This window comes from Pseudomonas profundi, from assembly GCF_008638305.1.
GTDB classification, from domain to species: domain Bacteria; phylum Pseudomonadota; class Gammaproteobacteria; order Pseudomonadales; family Pseudomonadaceae; genus Halopseudomonas; species Halopseudomonas profundi.
On the sequence record NZ_VTPZ01000011.1, the window covers coordinates 100,247 to 125,554 of the forward strand.

Consider the following 25,308-nt stretch of genomic DNA (forward strand, 5'->3'; position numbering starts at 1 on the left):
GATGGAAGAACTCGTAGGCATGCGCTGGCACAATCTGGTAACGCGCCTGGCGCGCACCAGCTATCCCGAAGCTCAGGTTCGCCTTGAGGACCAGGGTCCTCGGCTGGCCATGGTATTCCGCGCGTTGGGCGGCGATCCTGGTCTGGTAATCAAGGCCGCTACCGAGCGCGCCTTCCGACCGCCGCGCCACTGGCTTGAGAAGATCGCCGGGACTGGCCGACAGTACGCGATGGCCTGGCGCGACCACGATAGCGTACGCCTGCCGGCCGTGATCCAGACTTACCCGACCGTCGAGCTGAATAACGACTTGTATCTATGGCTGGTGGCGCTGGCGAGCCAGAGCGGCGCGCCCGCTACAGGCGACTGGCTGGTATGGAACCAGAACCAGGTCGCCGCCACGCTGGAACGATTCCCGGGGCTGGCGTCGCTGTATGAGCGCCTGGCGGCAGAACTGGTCTCGATCCGTCCATCGTTGCACACCTTGTCCAGCACGCAGGCACAGCGTGAGAGCTGTCTGCAGGCGGCTATTCTTGAACCGGGTAGTCAGCAAAACTTGCCCGCGGCCGATGGCGATCCACTTCCTGTGCCGCTGTGGCTGTACCCGGCGCTGCATCAGGATCAGGCCGCCGTGTCGCGTACCGATGACAACGACGGCACCAGCACTGGCGCGCCCAAACCCAAGGAAGGTAAAGGACGCAAGCGTGCAGAATTTATTGATGACATAGACGGACGCGACGGGCTGATTGTATTCCGCCTGGAAAGCCTTTTTTCCTGGTCCGAGTTTGTACCCGTGGACCGTACCGTCGACGACAGTGAAGACGATGAAGCTGATCGCGTCGCCGAAGACCTGGACCACCTGAGCCTGTCGCGCCATGGCGATGCCGGCGCGTCGCGACTGCGTCTGGATCTGGACCTGCCCTCCGCCGCCGAGGACGACATCCCGCTGGGAGAGGGTCGTCTCCTGCCCGAATGGGACTGGCGCAAGGAGCAGCTGATACCCCGGCACTGCAAGGTGATACCCATGCTGCCGAAAAATGCCGTGCCCTGTGCGCTGCCCTCACGCCTGCAACCGCTGGCAGGTGAATTGCGTCGCCGTTTCGAGGCGTTGCGCCCGCAGCAAGGCTGGAACAAGCGCCAGGCTACTGGCCCGCTGCTGGATATGGAGGCATGCATCAATTTCGCCACTGCTCGCCAACGCGGCGAAGCCAACGCCCAACCGGCATTGTGGCGCCAACAATCGCCGCAACAACGCGACCTCGCCTGTCTGGTACTGGCTGACCTTTCATTGTCTACCGAGGCCTATGCTGATAACGAACACCAGGTCATCGACGTGGTCCGGGACAGCCTGGAGTTACTCGGTGAGGCCCTGGATGCCGGCGACGACTCCTTCGCCATGTACGGATTTTCCTCGCGCCGGCGCGATCACGTGCGCTACAGCCTGATCAAGAACTTTGCCGAGCCCTGGGGTGCGCCGATACATGGCCGTATCCAGGCTTTGCGCCCCGGCTATTACACGCGCATGGGCGCAGCCATCCGTCAGGCAACCGAAATCCTCAGGGAGCAGCCGGCGGAGCAGCGGCTATTGCTGATATTGACCGATGGAAAGCCAAACGATCTGGACCTGTATGAGGGTCGCTACGGAATGGAAGACACCCGTCACGCACTGATTGAGGCGCGCCGTGCCGGCCTTGAGCCCTTCTGCGTGACTATCGACCAGGAAGCCGCTGACTATCTGCCCTACCTGTTCGGCCCGCAGCGTTTCCACCTCCTGCAAAAGGCAGCCGACCTGCCAGCACTGCTGCCTCAACTCTATCTGTTATTGACTGGACGCACGCCATGAACGCACGGGAGCGGATACATCTACCGCTGGGCAATGTCGCGACAGAAGAGGAGATACCCGGCGACCTGGCGATGTGGTTTTTCATCTTCGCCGAACTGGCGGTTTTTGCCCTGTTGCTTAGCGGCATGGCCTTCGCCCGCGGCAACTGGCCCGACATGTTCAGCGCGGGGGTGGCCACCCTGCACCCGGAAGCCGGGCTGATCAATACCCTGGCCCTGCTCACGGGAAGCTACTGGGTAGCTCGCGGTGTTGCCGATATGCGTGCCGGCCGGCTGTCCAGGCTACCAGGGTGGTTTTATGCCGGCGCGGGCAGCGGTGTTTTCTACGTCGTGATCAAGAGTGTCGAATACGTTCAGCTATTCAGCGCTGGATACAACCTGCGCACCGACACCTTCTATTTTTTCTACTTCTTCACGACATTCTTTCACATGATGCACGTGGTGCTGGGCATGGTGATCCTGCTGGTGGTTGCCCGACGCTGGCAGCGCGGCGTGTATCAGACTCCCGAAGCGCGCCGGATGGCGGCGGACTCAGCCGCCAGCTACTGGCACATGGTGGATCTGGTATGGCTGATGCTGTTTCCCCTGCTCTATATACTGCCGTGAGGTATGCATGACCACTAAACTGACACACAGCTGGCTGGCATTGCTTGCCCTCACCGGGCTGGGCTGGTGGCTGGGGCATTTCACCGAAGGGAGCTGGCTGCTATGGGCGATCATTCTCCTGAGCGCGATCAAGGGCCAATGGTTGATCGACCATTTCATGGGATTGGCCCAGGGCCCGAAGTTGTTCCGCGCCATTGTCAGCGGCTGGCTGGTTGCTATCCTCGCCAGCATGGCGATGTTCCTGTAGATGCACGGGAGATGCACCGCTGGGATTGCCTGTGTTAAGCCACCGCTCATTCGCGCAAGATAGAACATGACTCAAGACACCATACAATCTACTGACGTATCCGGGACTGCAGACACGAAACCACGTCATTCAATCGTATCCAGAGCCATCATCGCCTGTGCAATCATCATCTGCATAACCCTGCTGGGCATACTCGGCAACAGCTATGTGACCAGCGCACTGGAAGGCGATGCCGAGGCGATCAACGTTGCCGGCAGTTTGCGCATGCAAGCCTGGCGACTCGCGGCGACGGCAGACGCCGATTCTGCGCGCCTGCAGTCCCACGTCGAGAAGATGCAGGCGACCCTTGAGTCTCCGATTTTGCAGGCCGCAATGGATCGGCATCGCGCCTCCGCCCTGCCCGCCTTGCACGAGGCGGTGGTCGATCACTGGCAACGGGGAATGCGACCACTACTCGTCGACAAGACGCCACAAATACAATCACTGGGGGAGCAGGTACCCGTGTTCGTCAACCTGCTGGATGGCATCGTCGCGACCCTGCAGCGTCTTTCCGAACGAAATCTGGCGATGATTCAAAGAGTGCAGCTGGGAACGCTGCTGGTTGTCCTGCTGAGCACCTGTGCGCTTATTCTCGATCTGCGAAAGCACCTCGCCACCCCCTTGCGCCAGCTTACCGCCCTCGCCCATCAGGTAAGCCGCGGTGATTTCACTGGTCGAATGAGAGCGGGCAGCGGAACCGAGCTGGACCTGCTCGCCAGCACCCTCAACAAGATGAATGAAGAACTCGCAAGTCTTTACGCGGACATGGAGACCAAGGTCAACGACAAGACCGCGGAACTGACCCGCACCAACGCCGCGCTGCACCTGCTTTTCGAGAGCGCCCGAACGCTCTACAACCAGCCGGCGGATCCGGTGCGCATGATGGCCCGCTCGCTCGCAGCCGTGCGGCAGGCCCTCGGTTGCGGCCCGGTTTCCCTCTGCCTGAATAGCGGCGCCGGTGGCGGTAATTACGCCGCGGTTACCTCCGAGGGCAGCGAGCCACCGCATTACTGCAAGTTGTCCAGCTGCGCCGAGTGCCCGGCGGACCTGGCTGATTCAGGGCTGGAGTGCATGGATCGGCTGACCAGCTTCGAGCTGCACTCGGGATCGACGCATCTGGGCAGTTTGCGTGTCGAGCAGCCAGTCGGCGAGCCGCTTCAGGCATGGCAGGAGCAGGTGCTGGTTACCCTTGCTGATTTGTACGCAGCCTCCATGAGCCTGGCGAATCTTGGCCAGCAGCAGGCACGTCTGGCCCTTATGGAAGAGCGTGCGGTGATCGCGCGTGAGCTGCATGATTCGCTCGCTCAAGCGCTTTCAGCGCAGAAGCTGCAATTGGCCAGGCTCAAGCGGCAGGTCGAGAACGGCTGCGGACCGAGCGAGTTGGCTGAGACGCGCGAGCAGATAGAACAAGGTCTCGCTGCGGCATACCGCCAACTGCGCGAGCTGCTCACGACCTTTCGCATACAGGTTAACGAGCCGGGCCTGAAACCGGCGCTGCAGGCCACTGTGAAGGAGTTCAGTCGCAACTCCGGCGTAGACATCACACTGGACTACCAGCTTGACCATTGCCCGCTTTCGCCCAATGAAGAGGTCCATTGCCTACAGATTGCCCGCGAGGCGCTGAGCAACGTCATCAAGCATGCGCAGGCCGGCCAGTGCTGGATCCAGCTGAAACAGGATGACAAGGGGATCGTGTCGGTACAGGTCGAGGACGATGGTATCGGGATCGCCGAAACCACCTCGCCCGAAGGTCACTACGGGCTGAGCATTCTCCACGAACGTGCCAGCAGCCTGGGCGGTACGCTCCACATTTACAGAAGAGAAGCTGGCGGAACCAAGATCCTGGTGAATTTCCCGCCAGACTATCGAATCGTTGTCCCAAGGGAACACGCTGCACATGAATGAAACAGATAGCATCCGGATTCTGCTGGTGGACGATCACCCCATGATGCGCCGCGGTCTGCGTGACCTGCTGGCCATGGAGCCTGATCTCGATCCCGCCGGGGAAGCCGGCAATGGCGTTGAAGCCATCCGCCTCGCCCATGAACTCGAGCCTGACCTGATCCTGCTTGATCTCAACATGCCGGGCATGGGCGGGCTGGACATTCTGCGGCAGATGCGTCGCGAACAGATCGATGCGCGCATCATCTTTTTCACCGTATCCGATGATCACGACGACGTACTTGAAGCGCTGCGCAGCGGTGCCGACGGTTATTTGCTCAAGGATATGGACGCAGACCAATTGGTAGAACAGATACGCCTTGCCGCGCGCGGCAAACTGGCACTCAGCGCAGAACTGACCATGATACTGGCTGACGCTATCCGCAACCGGCCCGAGGCTGAAGCCTCCGAACCCCAGGCTCACCTTACCCGGCGAGAGCGGGACGTACTGCGCCAGATCGCCAAGGGCCAGAGTAACAAGATGATCGCCCGTGAGCTGGACATCAGCGAAGGTACGGTAAAGGTGCATGTCAAACGTGTGCTGAACAAACTGGGCATGCGTTCACGTACTGAAGCGGCGGTATGGGTGGTAGAGCAGAACCTCGCCTAGAGGATGGGAGCCAATGTGTTCGCCCATCCTGGGGGTGTAGCGCGCCTGCGCTACGCCAAATTCTCAGCTACAGCTAACCCGCCGACGGACGACTACTACCGGTCACGGCAGCGAAAACACTCACGACAAGCAATCATCTGCTGGGTTTGTCCTCCGAGCTCAGCTATCGCAGCGAGGTGAGTTGGAGAGTTCTGAGTCAGCTTCCGCGAGCCGACAGGGCCGCGCTGACACGCTGCAAGTACGTCCCTGTAAGCTCGTCGATGACATTCCTGTCATCGGACGGTCATCGCAGCCCTGTCGTCCCGCTCCGCCCCAGAGTTTTGAGCTGCCAAACGGAAACAAAAAACGGTTTTAAACTCCGGACCACGCCGATGCTCGGCCAAGCCCGCCGGCTGTCAGGGTGGAGCAAGTGTCGAAAACAGGGATGTTTTCGTCAAGCCCCCATGGATGGGTTCACGGCGTCTTGCGGAGTCCTGACAGGCGGCGGGCGATTGGCTGCGGAGTTTCAGCTCAGCATTTTTGAGTTCCCGCTTCCGGCCCCAAAGATCAGACAGCCTCATCCTGGGCACGACTGTTCTGAATCAGCTCGACAATCTGCACCTCCAGATCGTCCGCCTGCTCTGGCGTGCAATCTTCACCAAATCGTTTACGTACACCGAAATCACTGAGTAAAACGTGAATCTCGGGTTCGACGCCGACATTGTTCAGACAGGCTTTGGCACACTGGAGTTTGCAGCCGTCCACCGCGATTATCTGGCGGCCCGATTTCGCTGTTTTTACCAGGGACGCGACTTTGCCGCCAACGCCAGCGATGCAGGACATCTCGGCAATCCCGGCGCGATCGATCCGCAGAGCAAGCGTATTGGCGAGCTGCGCCACGTTGGAGCAGCCCGAGCACGAATAGATAAGCGGGGAATTTTTTGTAGCAGACATTAGAACCTCCAAAGGGTCTGTTGACGTTTCATCGCGGCCGCGACGAAGTGCCAACAGACCCTTGCCATTGTCATGCTGGGTGCTGGGCCGCTCCTTGACCTGGGTCAATTCCGGACGCTCCGGCCCCCAGCCACTGAATCAGTTGCCACAACCGCGGCGGCAGACGATCAGAATCCAGACTGTCCATCAGATTCTTTATTTCCAGGCCAAGCTCGGTGTCACCCTCAATAATCAGCCTACGACGGAAGAACAGCGTGTCCGGGTCTTCCTGACGGCTGGAAAGTAGCAGGAATTCGCGCCAGTTTCCGCGGATACAGAGATCTGTCGGAGCGCTCCTGTCCAGGCGCAGGCCTTTGTCCGTGCGGGTCACATTCCAGGCCAGGCCGAGATCTGTCACCTCCAGGCGCAACCAGCGTCCGTGCAAACAGTCAAAATCACCGTCGGCAACCGGCTCGGCGAATATCCGGGCCATGGCCTTTTCAATCACCAGCCGCTGGATTGTGAAGGGCACGTGCCGGCTCAATGGAAGTATGGGATCGCCTGCGCGCAATGCCAGGCTCGCCAGGTTCAGCATAAACCTGCCTCCTCTACCCTCAACATACCCGGCTGGCCGTACCAATATCCGTTGCAACCGTCGATTGCGAGCGGCGGCTCGGCGCCTCGTCTGACTTCGTCAAAGGTACGGATGATATCCAGCGTCCCGTTTGAGGCGGGGCTGATACGCAACGCGTCAATGCCCATGGCACGCATCCGGGGGTACTCGGCCAGGAGGTTACTTACCCCGGCGGACATGGTCTGGATCCCGTTAAGCGTAAATAGCGGTTGGCCTTCCTGGCTGGTCATTGGCAGACCATCGGGATATTCCTGACAGATGAAACCGCAGTCATCCTTCGGCCGGTTCTCAGCACGGGCGGTAAAACAGCGCGCTGAATAGGCCAGCGGCAGATGCCCCCAGGCGAACACTTCAATTTCCGGCAAGAGGAAGCCTGCGTCAGCTGCCTGATGCATGACAGCCTGAATCAGCTCGCCGGAACACTCCACTGGCGGCACCCAGCGGACCATTCCCTGCTCCGTCAATTGCTGTAGCGCCAGGGCGTTGTACAGGTTGAGTGACGAGCCGCCAACAAACTCCACGCCCTTGCTGGTGAGGTAGTGCACCGCGGCCATATCATTGGCCTCCACCATGATGTCGCCGTTGTCGCACAACCGCCGTAAACCAGAGAGTTCAGAAGCTGCTTCAATCAATGCCAGGCCTGATATCACTACTTGAGCACCGCTCTCGCTGCGCAGGTCGCGCGCCAGCCCAAGCCAGTCATCCAGCGACAATGCGCGGCGCTTCGAACACACTGTCTCGCCGATATAAATGACATCCAGCGGCTCGCTGGCAACGTCCGCGTAAAAATCCATGATCTGTTGCCGCGTCCAGTAGAACAGGATGGGTCCCAGTGTTAATTTCATTGCTCTCCCCTCTACTGCCAGGCGCGGTGGTAAGCACCCAGAGTGGTTTGACTGCCTTCTGAAACCTTATCGAGTGCCTGCATCCACGCAGGTTCAACCGAATAGCCCCGTGGATTGGAGGCGAACCGGTCCAGCGCCTGGCGCCAGACGCCGGTCACCTGTTCGACATAGGCGGGGCTGCGCTGGCGCCCTTCGATCTTGACCGCCGTCACGCCGATCGCCGCCAATTGCGGTACCAGATCCAGCGTATTCAGACTGGTGGGCTCTTCGAGGGCGTGAAAACGCTTGCCGTTGACCATAAAGCGGCCCTTGCACAGCGTCGGATAGCCGGCCGCTTCGCCCTCTTCGTAGCGGTCAATCAACACATCATTCAGGCGTGAACTCAGGACATCGTCTTCCTGATTCCAGCGCACGGCGCTGGCGGGGGAGCAGACGCCGCAGAGATTCGGGGATTCGCCGGTCACGTAAGAGGACAAATGGCAGCGCCCTTCCGCCATGATGCACAGGCTGCCGAAGGCGAACACCTCGACCGGTACCGGACTGGCCTCCGCCACCTGGCGCACCTGGTTCAATGACAGCACCCGGGGCAGTACCGCTCGGCGAATGCCGTAATGTTCATGGTAATACTGCAAGGCGGCAGCATTGGTGGCCGAGCCCTGCACGGAAAGATGCAAGTTGAGCCTGGGGTGGTGTTTGGTGGCATACGCCAGTACGCCGGGGTCGGCCGCAATCAATGCGTCCACGCCCAGATCCGCAGCGTGATCGACTGCCCGGCGCCAGCGCGCCCACCCATCAGGCAGGGCATAGGTGTTGACCGCAATATAGATCTGACGTCCCTGCTGGCGGACCAGATCGACGCCGCTTTGCAGTTGTTTGTCAGTAAAGTTGAGGCCGGCAAAATGGCGCGCGTTGGTATCGTCGCGAAAACCGGTATAGATGGCATCAGCACCCTGACGCAGCGCCGACTTCAGCGCGGGCAGGCTGCCTGCTGGACAGACCAGTTGCATAGTGGCTCCCTGGTAATGTAAAACGCGAGCCACTTTGCGCTTTTCTGGTCCAGCCGGCCTTGATCATGGTCAATGCATCGGTGCTCGACAGACGTCATACACGCCGGTCGGCACCGTTGCGGGTTAACAGTGCTTATGGTCAGTACGAAGCACATCGGGTGGAGTCAGATAATCGCTGCTGCTGCCCCGACGCTCCTGACCTGCGTCGATCTCCATACGGGCGATGCTACGCAGGTGAACTTCGTCAGGCCCGTCAGCAATGCGTAACGCCCGGGAGCTGATCCAGAGGTCGGCCAGGGGCGTATCCGGTGTCAGCCCCATGGCGCCGAACACCTGCATTGCCCGGTCGATCACATTGCCGAGCATGGCGGGAACCACGGCCTTGATCATGGCGATTTCCCGGCGTGCCTCGCGCGCGCCGCTCTGATCGATCATCCAGGCGGTTTTCAGAACCAGCAGGCGAGCCTGTTCAATTTCCATGCGCGAGCGTGCGATCCAGTCGGAAATACTGCCGTGCTGATGCAGATAGCGACCGAAGGTACGACGTTCCTGCGCTCGATCGACCATCAGTTCGAGCGCCAGCTCAGCCATGCCGATGGCGCGCATGCAATGGTGCACCCTGCCCGGCCCCAGCCGCGCCTGAGCCATCATGAAACCGTCGCCTTCTTGACCCAGCAAATTGCTTGCCGGCACGCGCACGTTACGGAATACCAGTTCGCTGTGGCCCTCCGGGGAGACGTGGTGCATGACCGGGATGTTGCGCACCAGCTCCACACCGGGCGTATCGAAAGGCACGATAAGCATGCTCTGCTGCTTGCGCGCCTCGCCATCCGGGTCGGTCTTGCCCATCACGATCAGGAACTTGCAGTCAGGGTGCGATGCATTGGTAATGAACCACTTCCGACCGTTGACGATATAGTCGTCGCCGTCCCGGCGGATCAACGTCTGGATATTGCTGGCGTCAGAAGACGCAACATCCGGCTCGGTCATGGCAAATGCTGAGCGGATTTCACCCTGGAGCAGCGGCTGCAGCCAACGCTCCCGCTGCTCCGGGGTCGCGAACATATGCAGCAATTCCATGTTGCCGGTATCCGGCGCGTTGCAATTGAACACCTCCGAAGCCCAGCTGACCCGCCCCATGATTTCCGCCAGCGGCGCATATTCAAGGTTGGTCAGGCGCGTGCCTGGCTCGTCGTCACGCAGGGATGGCAGAAACAGGTTCCACAACCCCTCCTCCCGGGCCAGCGCCTTGAGATCCGCCATGAAAGAGACGAGGAACTGGCCCGCCGCGACTTCGCGCTGCCATTGGCCGAGCCGTGGCACGATATGCTGGTCCAGAAACTCACGCACCTTGAGACGCAGCGCCTGGGTGGCGGGACTGTATGCAAAATCCATAATTGCTCCTTTTTAATGGCATGCAGCGCTGGGTTACAGCGTCATGAAGGGTTCAGCCTGCTGGCTGGTGAATTGGTGGATCTCGAAGGGCGAACGCTGCGGACCTGGCATGCCGGGACTGCCCTGCGGCATACCGGGCAAGGTAATGCCGTGGATGGCCGGTTGTTGTCTGAACAGCTCGGCGATAGCGTCGTAGGGCACATGCCCTTCAACATGATAGTTCCCGATGCTCATTGTGTGGCACGAGCCGAGACCGTATGGCAGCCGCGCCTGCTGTTTGATCTGGCCCATGTTGGCGTCGTCAATGATGGTTACCTGTATTCCGTGGCGTTCGAGGTGACGGGCATATTCGTCACAACAGGTGCAATCGGGGTTCTTGTAAAGCGTCGCCTCAGCCGGCACTGCTGCCTGGGCGGGAACCGTCGCGCCGAGTAGCAGGGTCGCGACAAGTGTTGAAGTGAAATTTCGCAACATGGGAAGCCCCGGGTTAAATGAGTTCAGGGTCATTCAATCACCGCTCGTATGCGGCATCCTTGATCTGGCTCAAGGACTGAGGGTTCTGGACTGCTGACAGCTCGGTGGGCGGTCCCGAGGAAGGTCGAACCCAAAAACGAAAACGCCCCGGAACACTGGGTTCCGGGGCGCGTTTGTTGCGGTAGATGGTTAGTGACCGCTGGAGTGGTCTACTGCCTCCTCGGTTTCGAAAATCTCCGCGTCAGCTTCACCGTTGACAGTCAGGATACCGACCAGGCCTTTTTCTGCGCGGGACAGAGCATGGTCGACCAGAATGTACTTGCCTGGGTATTCAGTATCGAACTCAACCATGGTGGCGCCGCCCGGTGGAACCAGAGTGGTTTGCACGTCAGTCAGCGGTGGGCTGGTCAATGAGGCCTGATCGTATACACGGTCGAAGATCTCACCAATTACGTGGAAGCTGGACACCAGGTTGGGACCGCCAACACCGAAAAAGATCCGTACAGTCTCGCCGACATCAGACTCCATGTTGTGGGTTGCAGACAGCGCATCCATGGAACCGTTGAACATCATGTGCTCGGGACGCTCGTCGAGCAGCTTGTCCAGAGAGAACTCCTGCAGGCCGGAAGAACCGTGACGCTGTGCGGTGTAAAGCTCGCCCTGCATCACATAGTACTCACGATCAACCGGGTCCAGACCACCTTCAGGCTCGACCAGAATCATGCCGTACATACCGTTGGTGATGTGCTGAGCAACCATCGGGGTAGCGCAGTGGTAGACGTACAGACCGGGAGCCATAGCCTTGAACGAGAAGCTCTTGGTATGGCCAGGCGCAGCCTGAGTAACCGCAGCACCACCGCCAGGACCAGTCACGGCATGCAGGTCGATCGAGTGGATGTGGGCGCTATCGATGGAGTTTTTCATGTTGATGTTGACGGTATCGCCTACCCGTACACGCATCATCGGACCAGGAACAGTGTTGTTGAAAGTCCAGAACTTGTAGCTGGCACCATCGCTCAGGCGACCTTCGACCTCAGTGGTCTCCAGTTCGAAAGTAACTTCTTTCGCTTCGCGATTGCCGACCGGCTCACCGACTTCGCTTGGGTTCTTTGACAGATCGGGGAAGTTGCTCGCGGTGGTTTCCTGCGGATCACCCACGATCAGCTTGCCAAACATCCCCGCAGCCTTGTGTCCAGGCAAGGTACAGAGGTATTCAAAGGTACCGCTCTTGCTGGCACGGAAAACCACCGCAGTCGCCGAACCCTTGCCACCGATCTGGTCGGATTTCACGCTGAAATCGGGTATCGCGAAATCATGGATAGCGCCATCGCCATTCACGACGTTTACCTGCACCACTGCACCCTCGGGTACGCGCATCTCCGGATTGATCTGGCCCTTGGTTGGGCCAGCTTCGCTGATATATACCAGCTTGCCATCGGCTATATCGGTTCGAAAGGTGAAGACGACATCCGGCACATACTTGACGTCCGCAGTATCGCCGGGGTGGTCAGCGAATGCAGGCGCGCCAAACCCGACGAGCCCGCAGAAGGTAAAAAGATAGAGAAGGAAGGTTCTCATAGTTTCGATCCCAGATCAGGTGAGACCCTGCCACTGCAGAGTCGGAACGTGCCCGGTCGAGAGCGAATCATTCAGCCTGAATTCCAGACCCATCACCCTCTTCCGAACTTCAGGTTCAGGCTACAAGCAGGAAGTTAGCTCACCCTTGATGGATATCAAATCATTGTGCAAGTAGTTGGCTCGAGGCCGCGGTCGTTTGTCGCATGCGGCAAAACCTGCAGGGTAGAGCTGTCGCGGTGTTACGGACGACAATGAGACACCGACAGCACTGGGCAGAAAAAGTGGTAAACCGAAGAGGTGAAGAGCCAGCGGATAAGACGGAATAGGAGGCTGCTACTGGAATGGTGCCCGGAGCCGGAATCGAACCGGCACGGAGTTGCCTCCGAGGGATTTTAAGTCCCTTGCGTCTACCAGTTTCGCCATCCGGGCTAGCAGGTACTAAGTCCAGCAGGTACTAAATAATGGAGGCCGAGGTCGGAATCGAACCGGCGTTGACGGATTTGCAATCCGCTGCATGACCACTCTGCCACCCGGCCTCTGAGGGTGTGCTGCATTGGCGAAACCAACACAACATAAAACTGGAGCGGGAAACGAGACTCGAACTCGCGACCCCGACCTTGGCAAGGTCGTGCTCTACCAACTGAGCTATTCCCGCTTTGGAACGGCGCTCATTCTATCTTTCTGCGCCGGCCTGTCAAGTCATTGATTCAGAAAATATTATCTGTCGTTCTTTTGATCACTATCCATGCTCATATACGGCCATGCAGCACGCAGATACACGTACATCGACCACAGCGTCAGCACTGCAGAGATCATCAGCAACACATAGCCGAGGATCACCCAGTTGGTGATGACCGGCGGATTGGCCAGCAGCACCACCAGTGCAACCATCTGGGCGGCCGTCTTGTATTTCCCCAGTTGAGAGACAGCAACTTGCGCCCGTGCGCCCAGTTCGGCCATCCACTCACGAAGCGCTGAAATGACAATTTCGCGCCCGATAATCACCATGGCCGGGGCAGTCACCCAGAAGTTGGCGTGGCTTTGCACCAGCAGTACCAGCGCCACCGCTACCATCAGCTTGTCTGCGACGGGATCCAGAAAAGCGCCGAATGGCGTGCTCTGCTCGAGTTTGCGTGCCAGATAGCCGTCCAGCCAATCGGTGATGCTGGCCAGAGTGAACACCACGGAAGCCGCCAGATAGCTCCAGGGGTAAGGTAGGTAATACAACAGGATGAAAATCGGGATCAGCCCGACCCGCATCAGGGTTAAAACGTTGGGAATGTTCATGAAGTCTCGGTAACTGGGTTATGCAAGCATTCTAATCACTATGTAGCGCGGCATAAATCTGTTCCGCCAACTTTTTACTGATACCGGGCGCCTTGCCGATTTCGATAGCGCTGGCGCGCTTCAGTTCCTGCAGACCACCGAAGTGTCTGAGCAGGTCACGGCGGCGCTTGGGCCCGACACCCTCGATGCCCTCCAGCGTAGAGGTGTTGCGTGCCTTGCTGCGCCGTTGACGGTGCCCGGTAATCGCGAACCGGTGTGCCTCGTCGCGGATCTGCTGGATCAGGTGCAGCGCCGGCGAATGGCCAGGCAACACCAGCTCATTATGCGGATCGTTGAGATACAAGGTTTCCATGCCCGCCTTGCGGGTCACACCCTTGGCCACGCCGAGCAAAGTCAGATCATGCACCATCAGCTCGCCGAGGACCTCAAGGGCCATGCTCATCTGCCCTTTCCCGCCGTCGACCAGCAGGATGTCCGGCATTTTTCCTTCGCCGTCCTTCAGCCTGTTGAACCGTCGGCTGAGTGCCTGGCGCATGGCGGCGTAGTCGTCGCCGGCAGTGACGCCTTCGATATTGAAGCGCCGGTAATCGCTCTTGATCGGGCCTTCTGGCCCGAACACCACGCAGGACGCGACAGTCGCCTCCCCGCTGGAGTGGCTGATGTCGTAACACTCCAGGCGCGTCGGCATTTCATCAAGCTTGAGCGCCTCCTGCAGTGCCTCGAAGCGTGCCTGCATGTTCTGCTTGTTCGATAGCATGCCGGCCAGCGCTGCGTCGGCATTGGTGACGGCCATGTTCTGCCAGCGACTGCGCGTCCCCCGCACACGGTGACTGATCGCAACGCCGAAACCCCGCGCAACAGTCAACGCCTCAGCAATGACCGGCAAATCGTCATGGGTCGCATTGACGATGATCTCGCGGGGCAGCTCCCGCTCCGCATCGCCCAGGTAGTACTGCGGCAGGAAGGCGGCAAGCACTTCTCCTGGCGTTTGCTCGATAGGCACACGCGGGAAATGATTCTTGCTGCCCAGCACCCTGCCCTGGCGCACCATGATGACGTGTACACAGGCGCCGCCGGGTGAGACCGAGGCGGCAACCACGTCGACATTGCCATGTTCGGTATCAACGTTCTGCTGATCCTGGACCCGGCGCAACAAGGCAATCTGGTCACGCAGTTCAGCGGCGCGTTCGAAATCCAGGTTCTCCGCAGCGGCGTCCATCGAGCGGTGCAGCTCATCGGCGAGTGCATTGCTCCGCCCCTCCAGGAACATCACTGAATGGCGGACATCCTGATCATATTCGAGTTTGTCGACCAGCCCCACGCACGGGCCCTTGCAGCGTTTGATCTGATACTGCAGACAGGGCCGGGTGCGGTTGCGGTAATAGCTGTCGTCACACTGGCGGACCTTGAAGGCCTTCTGCAGCAGGCCGAGGCTTTCGCGAATCGCACCGGCGCTGGGATAGGGACCGAAATAGCGGCCCCTGGCTTTTTTGGTGCCCCGGTGCAGGCCGAGCCGGGGGAAGTCATCCTCGCTGGACAGAAATACGTAGGGATAGGATTTATCGTCCCGCAACAGGATGTTGTACGGCGGCCGCGAAGCCTTGATCAGACTCTGCTCGAGCAGTAGCGCCTCGGTCTCGTTCGCCGTGATGGTGGTGTCGACCTGACGGATCCGCGCAACCAGTGCCTCGGTCTTGGGACTCAGGCCGGTCTTGCGAAAGTAGCTCGACAGACGCTTCTTGAGATTCTTTGCCTTGCCGACATAGAGCAGCGTGCCCTGCTCGTCGAGCATGCGGTAAACGCCGGGTTTGTTGCTTGCGGTAGCCAGAAAGGCCTGCGCATCGAAGTCCGTGTGAATCATGCTCAATAGCGTACGGTTTCGATCATGCCGTGGCGTACAGCAAGCAGCGCCAGCTCGACGTCGCTGTGAATGCCCAGCTTCTCGAAAATGCGGTAACGGTAGGTATTGACGGTCTTGGGGCTCAGACAGAGTTTGTCGGAGATGCTCTGCACCTTCTCGCAGTTAACGATCATCAGCGCGATCTGCATTTCCCTTTCCGACAGGCTGTCGAACGGACAGTCGCTGGATGGATCGTAGAGCTTGCTGATCAGCAGTTGGGCGATATCAGGACTCATATAACGCTGGCCCGCGTGCACCTTGCGGATCGCCGTGACCATCTCATCCAGCGCCGCGCCCTTGGTCACATAACCGGTAGCACCGGCCTGCATCAATCGCGTCGGAAAGGGCTCTTCATCGCACACGGTAACCGCGACGATCTTGAGGTCCTTGTTCTGCACGATGAGTTTGCGGGTAGCTTCCAGGCCGCCGATGCCAGGCATGCGTACGTCCATCAGTACGACGTCCGGCTTCAGCGCACGGGCCTGCTCGATGGCGGATTCGCCACTATCGGCCTCGCCCACGACGGTGAGGCCCGGCACATCGCTAAGCATGCGACTGATGCCCATGCGTACCAGATCATGGTCATCAACCACGAGTACCTTGATCAAATCCCACCCTCTTGCCAGGAAATCCGGTCGACGTATTCTTCCCCCGGGTCTCCGGTAGACCGAGGGGCAGAGCGAGCAGCGCCCGCTCCGTTATTCACTGGCAGCCACAATAACAAACTGGACCGGTAAGGGAAATGAAGCGTCGATAGCCGGATTCGTTCTCCTGCCAGGGGTCAGGATTGGCGGATCTAGCCCGTCGCAGCGAGTTTGCCGCCGGTCAGTTTGGTAGCCAGTTCGTCCAGACAGCCCGGATCATCAATGGTCGATGGGATGCTGTACGCCTCGCCATTGGCCATTTGCCGCATAAGCCGGCGCAGAATCTTGCCGGAGCGGGTCTTGGGCAGGCGGGGCACGATCAGCGCGCCCTGAAAACATGCCAGCGCGCCAATATCCAGGCGGATCAAGGTACGCAACTCGGCGCTGAGCTCGTGCTCGGATATGTCTACGCCGTTCTTGAGTACCACCAACCCCAGCGGCAGCTCGCCCTTGATCTCGTCAGCCACACCGATAACCGCGCACTCTGCTACCGCTGAATGGGAACCGACCACTTCTTCCATTTCGCCGCTGGACAGCCTGTGGCCTGCGACGTTAATGATGTCGTCCGTACGGCCCATGACGAAGACGTAGCCGTCGCGGTCGATATACCCGGCGTCACCGGATTGGTAGTAGCCGGGGAATTTCTCGAGGTAACCGGCGCGGTAGCGCTCGGGATTGCCCCATATGCCTGTGAGACAACCCGGCGGCAATGGCAGCCTGAGGCAGATATTGCCCTGCACGCCAGCTTCAAGCGCCTGGCCGTCGTCATCCAGAATCTCCAGCTGATAGCCCGGCATCGGCCAGGTGGCCGAACCGGGTTTGGCCTGCTGAATTTCATAACCCGCTGGATTCGCCGCGATGGCCCAACCGGTTTCGGTTTGCCACCAGTGGTCGATTACCGGAATGCCGAAGTGCGCATGCAGCCAGTCCCAGGTCGGCGGATCAAGCCTTTCCCCGGCCAGGAACAAGCGCTCCAGACGGCTCAGATCGTAATGTCGCGCCAGCTCCGCATCGGGATCTTCCTTGCGGATCGCCCGGAATGCTGTCGGCGCAGCGAAGAGTGTTTTGACGCCGTATTCCGCGCAGATCCGCCAGAAGGGACCCGCGTCCGGAGTACGTACCGGTTTGCCTTCGTACAGCACCGTGGTGCAGCCTGCCAGCAGGGGACCGTAAACGATGTAGGAATGCCCAACAACCCAGCCCACATCCGACGCAGCCCAGAACACGTCGCCTGCCTGCGCGCCGTAAACCGCCTGCATACTGTAGCGCAGCGCCACGGCATGCCCGCCGTGATCACGCACCACACCCTTGGGCTTACCGGTCGTGCCGGAGGTATACAGCACGTACAGCGGATCGGTTGCATCCACTGGCACGGCTTCGGCCGGGTGCGCACAATCCATGGCCTGCTTCCAGTCGATATCACGGCCGGGGTGCAGCGCTGAGGGGCATTGAGGACGCTGAAACACGACGCAATGGCGAACCGGGTGTGCGGCCTCACTGATTGCGGCGTCTACCAGTGGCTTGTAATTGATCAGCCTGTCGGTCTCGATGCCGCAGGATGTGGTCAACAGAATATCTGCCTTGGCGTCATCGATCCGGACCGCAAGCTCATGCGGAGCAAAACCGCCGAATACTACACAGTGGACCGCACCCAGGCGCGCGCAGCCCAGCATGGCGATGACGGCTTCAGGGATCATTGGCATATAGATCACCACGCGATCGCCTTTGCCTACACCCAAATCTCTGAGCATGCCGGCGCAACGTGCCACCTTGGCGGTCAGGCCGTCATAGGTGATCTGTTGTTTGCAGCCGGTTACCGGTGAATCGTAGATAATCGCCGTCTGGCTGCCCCGCCCTGCCTGAACGTGTGCGTCCAGCGCCAACCAGGACGTGTTGAGCTTGCCGTCGGCGAACCATTGGTGATGACCTTCTTCATTCTGGCTGATGACTTTCGTTGGCGGCGTATGCCACGCCAGTCGGGTGGCCTGTTCCGCCCAGAAGGTTTCCGGCTGATCGATTGATTGGCGATAGTCGTGCTGATAGCTGTGAGTTTGAGTCATGGAGGCGTCCTCTTTCTTATGGCCCCAAGACTAGACCTCAGGCTTCGAAAGGGAACTAGACTTACGTCGGTGCCTACTTAGGTAGACCTAGACTTAGGTCGGATGGGAGCCCGTTGGCCCCCGCGGCAGACTCGCAATACAACAATGACAGGCCATGTCGATGACTAAAGAAGAAGCCTTTTCGCAGGCGGGTAAAACGGCGGTCATGCAGAACGTCCATGGCACCATGACCTTCCTGCAAAGCTACCCGCCGTTTAACGCCATGGAAGCCGGTCATCTCGCCTGGATGGTTGAGCATTGCCAGCTGCGCTTTTATGCCAGGGGCGAGTCGATTATCCGGCCGCAGGAAGGGGCGGTGCAGGACTTCTATGTTGTCAAACAGGGCCTGATCCGCGGCGAACGCCTGGTACCCGGCCAGGAAACACCTGATACCACCTTCGAGATTGGCGTGGGTGAATGCTTTCCGCTGGCAGCGCTGGTGGGCGAACGTGCCACGCGCACCGAGCATATCGCCAGCGAAGACTGCTTTTGTCTGACCCTGCCCCGCGTTCACTTCATCAAGCTGTTTAAGCTATCAACCGTATTCCGCGACTTTGCTCTGCGTGGCGTGAGCAGCCTGCTTGATCAGGTCAACCAGCAAGCGCAGACACAAGCGGCGGAGCAGCTTGGCGAGCAATATTCGCTGGAGACCCGGCTGGATGCGCTGGCAACCCGTGCCCCAATCACCTGTCAGCCTGATACGCCGGTGCGCGAGGCGGTAAAGCGCATGCACGAGGCCAGTGTGGGTAGCATCATCATTACCGACCAAGGGTTGCGTCCGCAGGGGATATTCACGCTGCGCGACCTGCGCGCCATGGTCGCAGACGGCGGTATCGGGCTCGACGCTGCAATCAGCCAGGTCATGACCGGGTCCCCTTTTCATCTGTCGCCATCCCACACCGCATTCGATGCCGCAATCGCCATGACCAGCCGGCATATCGCTCATGTATGCGTGGTCAGGGACGAGGTGCTGGTAGGCGTTCTTTCCGAGCGCGATCTGTTTTCCCTGCAACGAGTCGATCTGGTGCACCTGGCGCGAACCATCCGTCAGGCCTCTGATGTCGAGGCACTGGAAGCCATGCGCGAGGATATTCGGCGCCTGGCTGAAAGCATGCTGGCGCACGGCGCGTCGTCCACCCAGATTACGCGGATCATCACCCTGTTGAACGATCACACGGTGTGTCGGGTAATCGAGCTTTGCATCGAACAGCATGGCGATCCCGCTGTACCCTTCACCTGGCTGGTGTTTGGCAGCGAGGGCCGTAGCGAGCAGACGCTGCATACCGATCAGGACAACGGCATCCTGTTCGAAGCCGATTCCCTCGCCCAGGCCGAGCAGTTTCGTACAAAGTTGTTACCCCTGGCGGACCGTATCAACCATGCCCTGGCCAGATGCGGCTTTACGCTGTGCAAGGGCAAGATCATGGCCAACAACCCCGAGCTCTGCCTGTCGCGCACAGAATGGGCCGAGCGTTTCGATCGATTCATTCGCACCACCACACCGGAAAACCTGTTGTCGTCATCGATCTTCTTCGACTTCCGGGTAGTCTGGGGGGATGCGTCCGGGGCCCACAGGATGTTCGAGGCGGTGCTGGACAAGGTGGCAGGCAACACGCTGTTCCAGAACCGCATGGCACAGAACGCGCTGATGTTCCGGCCCCCGATTGGCCGGTTTCGCGACTTCGTACTGGCGCGCAGCGGTGCAGAGAAAGACACGCTCGATCTGAAAACCCAGGGTTTAACGCCCTTTGTCGACGGCGCCCGGGTGCTGGCGCTTGCCAATGGCATCAGCGAATGCAATACCCTCGAGCGATTCCGGCAGCTGTGTGATGCCGGCGTTATCGAACCGCTGGATGCCGGAGCCTACGAAGAGGCTTATCACTTCATTCAACTGATACGCATGCAGCAACATCAGAAACAGGCCCGGGCAGGTGAACGGTTCAGTAACCGGATTGACCCCGACACGCTGAATCATCTGGATCGGCGCATCCTGCGCGAATCCTTTCGCCAGGCCAAACGGTTGCAATCCAGTCTGGCGCTGAGGTATCAGCTATGAACGCACTGGCCTGGCTACCCAGACTGCGCGCGCCCAAACTGACAGAAGAGCAGCTGGAGCGCCGTGCCGCCCTGCCCCCCGCGCAGCCCTTCGATGACACGCCCTTGCATGACACCCGGTTGGTGGTACTTGATCTGGAGACCAGCGGACTGAACGTACACCGCGATCTGATTCTGTCCATCGGTGCAGTCGCTATTGAACAAGGCGCCATCCATTTTGGGGAACAGTTCGAGCGGACAGTGTTTCGCCCCAACCATCAGGTGACCGAGACGGTGCTGATTCACGGCATCTCGCCCAGCGCAATCGAACAAGGCGGAGCAGCGGGCACTACGTTACTGGATTTCATGGAGTTTGCCGGCCAGTGTGTTTTCCTCGCCTACCATGCCCCCTTCGATCATCGAATGCTGACCCGCGGCCTGCGTCTGGACCTGGGCCATAAGCTGCGGCACAAGTTTGTCGATATAGCCGAGCTGGCACCCATGCTCTGCCCCGAAGCCGAACTCAGCCGCGCCTCGCTGGACGACTGGGCCGCTTACTTCGGGCTGAATAACAGCCAGCGACACAATGCGGCCGCGGATGCGATGATCACGGCTGAAATAGCGCTCATCCTGCTCAGCAAAGCCCGCGCTCAGGGCATCGTGACACTCGCTCAGTTGCATACGCGGCTCGGTCATTGGCGACATCTGCGTCAGGCGCGCAGGGGCGGCCTGTAAGCCCGGGACGCCCGGCAACGACGCCCCGACGAAGGCCAACCCCCTTAACGACGCTTAACCATGGAGTGTCGAGTTCCATCTCGACAGCGGGGCGGACGTCAAACACCGTGGCCGGGATAGAACCCGGCCCTGCATGAACCACGCCCTGACTGAATGGTCACGGTTTCGACTGTAGCCTGCGTGATAACGGCCAATCCCGGCACGTTCGTTAACAAAACGCCTGTGGTCTATAGTCAAACGCGGGGAATCTTGGTAGTTTTCGCGGCTTCATTTATCCCGGAGTATCGGATGAAAAAGTCTGCCTGGTTCAAAACTACCCTCGCTGTGGCGATCGCCACCGTCTCCAGCCACAGCCTTGCCAATGGCCTGACCATCAACGAACAAAGCGCCAGCAGCATGGGCACTGGCTTCGCTGGTCGTTCTTCCTCAGCCATCGATGCCAGCACTGTGTTCGGCAACCCTGCCGGCATGTCCAAGCTGGACCGTGCCGAAGTCAGCGGCGGCTTCGCAGTAATCGACGCCAGCACTGACATCAGTGGCGGAAATAACGGACGCGGCACCAACGACGGTGACATGGTCCCGCTGGCAGCCATCCCCTTCGGTTACTACGTACGGCCTTTGAACGACAAGATGCATTTCGGCCTGGGCATGTACGCACCTTTCGGCGTGATCAGCGATTATGAAGACACCTTCGCCGGGCGCAGTCACGGTCTATACAGCAAGGTACAGGTGATTACCCTGCAGCCGACTCTGAGTTATCAGATCAATGACCGCGTGTCGGTTGGCTTTGGTCCGACTATCAATAAGATTGACGGCAAGCTGACTAGCAACCCTGACCAGTTATTTGGGGCCGAAGTCAATGTCAAGGGTGATGATTTCGGTTATGGCTACAACGCCGGCATCTTGGTCGACGTTACTGACCAACTGGCTTGGGGTCTGACCTACCATTCCAAGGTCGAGTATGAGCTAGAGGGCCGTACCCGTATTACCGGTGCACCCGCTTTCGCTCCGATCAATGGCAGCTACGATGCGACTCTAGACTTCACTTCACCCGAATCCGTCGACACCTCCATTACTTACCAGCTGGATGACCAGTGGACGCTGCACGCAGGAACTACCTGGACGCGCTGGAGCCAACTCCAGGAAATCGTAGTTGAGAACGAGGGTTTTGCTGACCTCCCGGAAGAACTCAGCTGGAACGACACCTGGTCCTTCGCTTTCGGCGCTGCCTATCAGTTGAACCCGCAGTGGGTATTGCGTACCGGTTTTGCTCTGGATGAATCCCCCACTACCGACGCTGACCGCACTGTCCGCATCCCGGTGGGTGACCGCAAGATCCTGTCCCTTGGTGCCGGCTGGAACGCAACTGATGATCTGACTGTGGATGTTGCTTACGCCTACCTGCGTGAAGACAAGTCCGAAGTACATCAAGGAGACTACCACGCCAGCTATCGCAACACGGCCCATGGCCTTAGCACTCAGGTGACGTACCGCTTCTGATGTACCGAATACGCCCCGCATTGCGGGGCGTAATTCTATTGGTCCACCACCCTCCTCCACCAATGCCCCGCTGCAGCCTGCCTATCCACTTCAGCCGCCTCACGCGGATTCGCCGTCAGAAACCGGTCACGGTCGCAGAAATACAGCATCGCAATTTTCTCGGGCATATGAATCAGCCCTCCGGGTTCGTAACACAACCCTTCGGCAACGACCTCGTAGGCCTTGGCGCTATGATCAGGTTCGCCCACGATTCTGCGCGCTGGCGTGTGCTCGAATATGAAATGCGATAGCGTACGAACGATCGGTCGCAAGTAGCCGTTACCATATGCTGAAAGCTCACCAATCAGCAGGTGCCAGCCGAAATCGTCATCGTTCGCCGGGTAGTACCGGGCAAGCCGGTCACGAGCGGCTTCGTATATTTCCGTGTAGCCCACCCATTGCCCATTCACGCCGATCAGATACAACCGCTGATGGTCATCGGCTAGCATTTTTTCAAAGTGGACATTCAATTCACTGATGGGTTTGTTCAGGTGCCACTGAGGAATGACGTGACCCGAATGCATCCAGCGGCGCAACAGCGGCATATCGTCCGGATAGCGCAACTGACGCAGCCCGATAGCCATTTGCTGATAATCGTCCAGTTCATATTGATCCGGAAGCCGGGAAGAATGGGTATCGAGCATGGTCATGCCTCGTATGCTGGCGAGAGGTGTCAGCGTTCCTGCATCGGTTAAAAGATAAACCGCTAACGAAAACATCGCTGGTTTAGCGGTGACGTTCCTCTTATAAAAATAGTGCAGATTAAAAATAGTGCAGCAATCACCGCCAGCATTTTTAATACCGGCCAGATGCAAAAAAGCCCTCATTGCTGAGGGCTTCTTGTTACTGCATGCGAACCTTAGTGGGCGACTGCTGCTCCTGCTCCACGGGGTACACGAATATCCTCGATCAGGTGCTGGATATGCTCCGGCGGTGCCTTGGTGAATGAAGCGACGGCTACTGCAGCAATGAAGTTGAAGATCATGCCGAGCGTGCCAATGCCTTCTGGTGAAATGCCAAACCACCAGTACGCCGCATTATCCATTTCAGGGCTGATGAACTTGAAGAACACGATGTAGCTGAAGGTGAAGGTCAAACCGACGATCATGCCGGCGATGGCCCCTTCCTTGTTCATCTTCTTGGAGAAGATCCCCATGACGATGACCGGGAAGAACGACGCTGCCGCGAGACCGAAGGCAAACGCCACCACCTGCGCCACGAACGCGGGCGGATAGATACCGAAGATGCCCGCAATCAGGATTGCCACCCCCGCGGCAATACGTGCGGCCAACAGTTCTTTCTTCTCACTGATATTGGGCATCATGTTGCTTTTGAGCAGGTCATGCGAGACCGAAGTCGAAATCACCAGCAGCAGACCCGCCGCCGTGGACAGTGCCGCTGCAAGGCCACCGGCGGCGATCAAGGCTACGACCCAACCAGGCAGCCCGGCGATTTCAGGGTTAGCCAGGACCATGATGTCCCGATCCACATACAACTCGGTTTCTGCCGGGGTAGGCTCGTTGGTCACGATACGCTGGCCGTACTCGCCGGTTTCCCCTGCAAAGTTCGGAGCACCAACGAAGGGAGCGCCAGGGCCGTACTGAACGACGCCATCGTCGTTCTTGTCCTGCCAGGCAACCAGGCCTGCGGTTTCCCAGGTTTCGAACCACTCGGGCAGTTCTGTGTAAGCAGTGTTCGGGACGCTGGTAAGCAGGTTGGTACGCGCGAAAGCCGCTACTGCTGGTGCTGTTGTGTATAGAATCGCAATGAATAACAACGCATAACCCGCTGATTTACGGGCATCACGCACGGTTGGAGTAGTGAAGAAGCGAACAATTACGTGCGGCAGGCCGGCGGTACCTACCATCAACGCCATGGTAATAAAGAACACATCGATGGTTGATTTGGTGCCGTCAGTGTATTCATTGAAACCCAGCTCGGTGCCGAGCCCGTTGAGCCTCTCCAGGACCGACATGTCCGTGCCGCTTACCGTGCTACCAAAACCCAGTTGTGGGATGGGGTTGCCGGTAATTAACAGGGAGATATAGATGGCCGGAACCATGTAGGCGAACATCATCACGCAGTACTGCGCCACTTGGGTATAGGTGATGCCCTTCATGCCGCCCAGTACGGCATAGAAGAAGACGATTGCCATGCCGATTATGACGCCGACGTTGATGTCGACCTCAAGGTAGCGTGAGAACACGATACCGACGCCACGCATCTGACCGGCCACATAGGTGAACGAGATAAAAATCACGCAGATAACCGCTACCACACGTGCCGTTTGCGAGTAATAACGCTCGCCAACGAACTCGGGGACGGTGAACTTGCCGAACTTGCGCAGATAGGGAGCCAGACACATGGCGAGCAGAACATACCCGCCTGTCCAGCCCATCAGGTATACGCTGCCATCGTACCCGGTGAAGGAGATAATACCGGCCATGGAGATGAAGGATGCAGCGGACATCCAGTCCGCGCCCGTTGCCATCCCGTTTGCAATAGGGTGAACGCCTTTGCTGGCGACATAGTACTCGCTGGTGCTGCCGGCCCGGGACCATATGGCGATCCCGATATAAAGCGCAAAGGTCGCGCCGACTACCAGATAGATCAGAGTTTGAGTTTCCATTCATTGGCTCCTGTTTTTATTCTTCGTGGACATCGTATTTACGATCGAGGCGGTTCATCTTCCATACATAAACCCAGATGAGTGCCACGAAGGTATAAATAGAGCCCTGCTGAGCAAACCAGAATCCTAGCGGGAAACCGAAAAACCGGATGGTATCCAGTTCATCTACAAACAGAATGCCGGCGCCGAAGGATACTGCGAACCAGATGACCAGCAGAATGAGCATGAATCGCAGGTTCTCCTTCCAATAGCCGCGCGCTGCGTCTTCTTTAGACAAGGACATAACCATCTCCAATTGTTGTTTTTATTGCATA

Annotated in this window: 22 protein-coding genes and 3 tRNA genes; 8 read left to right on the top strand and 17 right to left on the bottom strand. The window is 58.9% G+C overall.

Features of this window, described 5'->3' with window-relative positions; genetic code table 11:
- Position 1: 1 nt before the first annotated feature.
- The 5 genes from FZE95_RS14755 to narL all read left to right on the top strand — a co-directional run bounded on the left by FZE95_RS14755 (position 2) and on the right by narL (position 5,282).
- Complete coding sequence (locus FZE95_RS14755; RefSeq protein WP_150301635.1) at positions 2–1,840, top strand: nitric oxide reductase activation protein NorD; 1,839 nt, start codon at positions 2–4, stop codon at positions 1,838–1,840.
- Positions 1,837–2,445, top strand: a complete 609-nt coding sequence (locus FZE95_RS14760; RefSeq protein ID WP_150301636.1) for a cytochrome c oxidase subunit 3 — start codon at positions 1,837–1,839, stop codon at positions 2,443–2,445. Before FZE95_RS14755 ends, FZE95_RS14760 begins: the two co-directional genes overlap by 4 nt.
- A gap of 7 nt (positions 2,446–2,452) precedes the next feature.
- The gene (locus tag FZE95_RS14765) at positions 2,453–2,692 is read left to right on the top strand and encodes a cytochrome C oxidase subunit IV family protein (RefSeq protein ID WP_150301637.1); all 240 of its coding nucleotides are present in this window, start codon (positions 2,453–2,455) and stop codon (positions 2,690–2,692) included.
- Between the two features lie 66 nt (positions 2,693–2,758).
- Complete coding sequence (locus tag FZE95_RS14770; protein WP_150301638.1) at positions 2,759–4,636, top strand: type IV pili methyl-accepting chemotaxis transducer N-terminal domain-containing protein; 1,878 nt, start codon at positions 2,759–2,761, stop codon at positions 4,634–4,636.
- Positions 4,629–5,282, top strand: coding sequence for a two-component system response regulator NarL (gene narL / locus FZE95_RS14775; protein WP_150301639.1), 654 nt, complete (start codon positions 4,629–4,631; stop codon positions 5,280–5,282). The genes FZE95_RS14770 and narL overlap by 8 nt, the downstream gene beginning before the upstream one ends.
- 546 nt (positions 5,283–5,828) lie before the next feature.
- On the opposite strand, the gene FZE95_RS14780 is transcribed toward narL, so the two are convergent.
- From FZE95_RS14780 to FZE95_RS14845, 14 genes are all read right to left on the bottom strand, one after another.
- Positions 5,829–6,215, bottom strand: a complete 387-nt coding sequence (locus tag FZE95_RS14780; protein ID WP_150301640.1) for a putative zinc-binding protein — start codon at positions 6,213–6,215, stop codon at positions 5,829–5,831.
- Between the two features lie 70 nt (positions 6,216–6,285).
- Entirely contained in the window at positions 6,286–6,789 is a 504-nt protein-coding gene (ubiT, locus tag FZE95_RS14785) for a ubiquinone anaerobic biosynthesis accessory factor UbiT (RefSeq protein WP_150301641.1), read from the bottom strand.
- Complete coding sequence (locus FZE95_RS14790; RefSeq protein WP_150301642.1) at positions 6,783–7,673, bottom strand: U32 family peptidase; 891 nt, start codon at positions 7,671–7,673, stop codon at positions 6,783–6,785. The genes ubiT and FZE95_RS14790 overlap by 7 nt, the downstream gene beginning before the upstream one ends.
- 11 nt (positions 7,674–7,684) lie before the next feature.
- Positions 7,685–8,680: a ubiquinone anaerobic biosynthesis protein UbiU gene (ubiU, locus tag FZE95_RS14795; RefSeq protein ID WP_150301643.1), complete on the bottom strand. Its 996-nt coding sequence runs from the start codon at positions 8,678–8,680 to the stop codon at positions 7,685–7,687.
- 123 nt (positions 8,681–8,803) lie between these two features.
- Positions 8,804–10,075 carry an acyl-CoA dehydrogenase family protein gene (locus FZE95_RS14800; RefSeq protein ID WP_150301644.1) on the bottom strand — a complete coding sequence of 424 codons (1,272 nt, stop codon included), beginning with the start codon at positions 10,073–10,075 and terminating at the stop codon, positions 8,804–8,806.
- Between the two features lie 33 nt (positions 10,076–10,108).
- Positions 10,109–10,549: a DUF411 domain-containing protein gene (locus tag FZE95_RS14805; protein ID WP_150301645.1), complete on the bottom strand. Its 441-nt coding sequence runs from the start codon at positions 10,547–10,549 to the stop codon at positions 10,109–10,111.
- Between the two features lie 189 nt (positions 10,550–10,738).
- Positions 10,739–12,127 carry a copper-containing nitrite reductase gene (gene nirK, locus FZE95_RS14810; protein WP_178100997.1) on the bottom strand — a complete coding sequence of 463 codons (1,389 nt, stop codon included), beginning with the start codon at positions 12,125–12,127 and terminating at the stop codon, positions 10,739–10,741.
- 342 nt (positions 12,128–12,469) lie between these two features.
- A tRNA-Leu gene (locus FZE95_RS14815) sits at positions 12,470–12,556 on the bottom strand.
- Between the two features lie 33 nt (positions 12,557–12,589).
- Positions 12,590–12,663 (bottom strand) — tRNA-Cys (locus FZE95_RS14820).
- Positions 12,664–12,706: 43 nt separating this feature from the next.
- Positions 12,707–12,782, bottom strand: a tRNA-Gly gene (locus tag FZE95_RS14825).
- 62 nt (positions 12,783–12,844) lie between these two features.
- The gene (pgsA, locus tag FZE95_RS14830; protein WP_150301646.1) at positions 12,845–13,414 is read right to left on the bottom strand and encodes a CDP-diacylglycerol--glycerol-3-phosphate 3-phosphatidyltransferase; all 570 of its coding nucleotides are present in this window, start codon (positions 13,412–13,414) and stop codon (positions 12,845–12,847) included.
- A gap of 31 nt (positions 13,415–13,445) precedes the next feature.
- Positions 13,446–15,272, bottom strand: coding sequence for an excinuclease ABC subunit UvrC (uvrC, locus tag FZE95_RS14835; RefSeq protein WP_150301674.1), 1,827 nt, complete (start codon positions 15,270–15,272; stop codon positions 13,446–13,448).
- Positions 15,273–15,277: 5 nt separating this feature from the next.
- Positions 15,278–15,922, bottom strand: coding sequence for a UvrY/SirA/GacA family response regulator transcription factor (gene uvrY, locus FZE95_RS14840; RefSeq protein WP_150301647.1), 645 nt, complete (start codon positions 15,920–15,922; stop codon positions 15,278–15,280).
- 188 nt (positions 15,923–16,110) lie between these two features.
- A complete protein-coding gene (locus FZE95_RS14845) occupies positions 16,111–18,018 on the bottom strand; it encodes a propionyl-CoA synthetase (RefSeq protein ID WP_150301648.1) in 1,908 nt (635 codons plus the stop codon).
- A gap of 160 nt (positions 18,019–18,178) precedes the next feature.
- Here FZE95_RS14845 and FZE95_RS14850 point away from each other — a divergent pair, with 160 nt between their 5' ends.
- The 3 genes from FZE95_RS14850 to FZE95_RS14860 all read left to right on the top strand — a co-directional run bounded on the left by FZE95_RS14850 (position 18,179) and on the right by FZE95_RS14860 (position 22,326).
- Positions 18,179–20,113, top strand: a complete 1,935-nt coding sequence (locus FZE95_RS14850; protein WP_150301675.1) for a putative nucleotidyltransferase substrate binding domain-containing protein — start codon at positions 18,179–18,181, stop codon at positions 20,111–20,113.
- Positions 20,110–20,826, top strand: a complete 717-nt coding sequence (locus FZE95_RS14855) for a 3'-5' exonuclease (RefSeq protein ID WP_150301649.1) — start codon at positions 20,110–20,112, stop codon at positions 20,824–20,826. Before FZE95_RS14850 ends, FZE95_RS14855 begins: the two co-directional genes overlap by 4 nt.
- 288 nt (positions 20,827–21,114) lie before the next feature.
- Positions 21,115–22,326 (top strand): OmpP1/FadL family transporter, encoded by a 1,212-nt coding sequence (locus tag FZE95_RS14860; protein ID WP_150301650.1) that lies wholly within the window; start codon positions 21,115–21,117, stop codon positions 22,324–22,326.
- Between the two features lie 35 nt (positions 22,327–22,361).
- On the opposite strand, the gene FZE95_RS14865 is transcribed toward FZE95_RS14860, so the two are convergent.
- From FZE95_RS14865 to FZE95_RS14875, 3 genes are read right to left on the bottom strand one after another with little or no spacing between them, the layout of a single operon-like run.
- On the bottom strand, positions 22,362–23,192 hold the full coding sequence (locus tag FZE95_RS14865; RefSeq protein ID WP_223825082.1) for a GNAT family N-acetyltransferase: 831 nt from the start codon (positions 23,190–23,192) through the stop codon (positions 22,362–22,364).
- A gap of 32 nt (positions 23,193–23,224) precedes the next feature.
- Positions 23,225–24,994: a sodium:solute symporter family protein gene (locus FZE95_RS14870; protein ID WP_150301651.1), complete on the bottom strand. Its 1,770-nt coding sequence runs from the start codon at positions 24,992–24,994 to the stop codon at positions 23,225–23,227.
- Between the two features lie 16 nt (positions 24,995–25,010).
- Complete coding sequence (locus FZE95_RS14875) at positions 25,011–25,277, bottom strand: DUF4212 domain-containing protein (protein ID WP_150301652.1); 267 nt, start codon at positions 25,275–25,277, stop codon at positions 25,011–25,013.
- Between the last annotated feature and the right edge of the window lie 31 nt (positions 25,278–25,308).

Bases quoted from the DNA above. Each gene is read 5' to 3' on its own strand.
- FZE95_RS14800 (WP_150301644.1), bottom strand. From the start codon at position 10,075: ATGGATTTTGCATACAGTCCCGCCACCCAGGCGCTGCGTCTCAAGGTG.
- FZE95_RS14850 (WP_150301675.1), top strand. From the start codon at position 18,179: ATGACTAAAGAAGAAGCCTTTTCGCAGGCGGGTAAAACGGCGGTCATG.
- FZE95_RS14845 (WP_150301648.1), bottom strand. From the start codon at position 18,018: ATGACTCAAACTCACAGCTATCAGCACGACTATCGCCAATCAATCGAT.
- FZE95_RS14790 (WP_150301642.1), bottom strand. From the start codon at position 7,673: ATGAAATTAACACTGGGACCCATCCTGTTCTACTGGACGCGGCAACAG.
- nirK (WP_178100997.1), bottom strand. From the start codon at position 12,127: ATGAGAACCTTCCTTCTCTATCTTTTTACCTTCTGCGGGCTCGTCGGG.
- FZE95_RS14870 (WP_150301651.1), bottom strand. From the start codon at position 24,994: ATGGAAACTCAAACTCTGATCTATCTGGTAGTCGGCGCGACCTTTGCG.
- FZE95_RS14755 (WP_150301635.1), top strand. From the start codon at position 2: ATGGAAGAACTCGTAGGCATGCGCTGGCACAATCTGGTAACGCGCCTG.
- ubiU (WP_150301643.1), bottom strand. From the start codon at position 8,680: ATGCAACTGGTCTGTCCAGCAGGCAGCCTGCCCGCGCTGAAGTCGGCG.
- FZE95_RS14865 (WP_223825082.1), bottom strand. From the start codon at position 23,192: ATGAGGGCTTTTTTGCATCTGGCCGGTATTAAAAATGCTGGCGGTGAT.
- FZE95_RS14805 (WP_150301645.1), bottom strand. From the start codon at position 10,549: ATGTTGCGAAATTTCACTTCAACACTTGTCGCGACCCTGCTACTCGGC.
- narL (WP_150301639.1), top strand. From the start codon at position 4,629: ATGAATGAAACAGATAGCATCCGGATTCTGCTGGTGGACGATCACCCC.
- FZE95_RS14860 (WP_150301650.1), top strand. From the start codon at position 21,115: ATGAAAAAGTCTGCCTGGTTCAAAACTACCCTCGCTGTGGCGATCGCC.
- FZE95_RS14780 (WP_150301640.1), bottom strand. From the start codon at position 6,215: ATGTCTGCTACAAAAAATTCCCCGCTTATCTATTCGTGCTCGGGCTGC.
- FZE95_RS14765 (WP_150301637.1), top strand. From the start codon at position 2,453: ATGACCACTAAACTGACACACAGCTGGCTGGCATTGCTTGCCCTCACC.
- ubiT (WP_150301641.1), bottom strand. From the start codon at position 6,789: ATGCTGAACCTGGCGAGCCTGGCATTGCGCGCAGGCGATCCCATACTT.
- FZE95_RS14760 (WP_150301636.1), top strand. From the start codon at position 1,837: ATGAACGCACGGGAGCGGATACATCTACCGCTGGGCAATGTCGCGACA.
- FZE95_RS14875 (WP_150301652.1), bottom strand. From the start codon at position 25,277: ATGTCCTTGTCTAAAGAAGACGCAGCGCGCGGCTATTGGAAGGAGAAC.
- FZE95_RS14770 (WP_150301638.1), top strand. From the start codon at position 2,759: ATGACTCAAGACACCATACAATCTACTGACGTATCCGGGACTGCAGAC.
- pgsA (WP_150301646.1), bottom strand. From the start codon at position 13,414: ATGAACATTCCCAACGTTTTAACCCTGATGCGGGTCGGGCTGATCCCG.
- FZE95_RS14855 (WP_150301649.1), top strand. From the start codon at position 20,110: ATGAACGCACTGGCCTGGCTACCCAGACTGCGCGCGCCCAAACTGACA.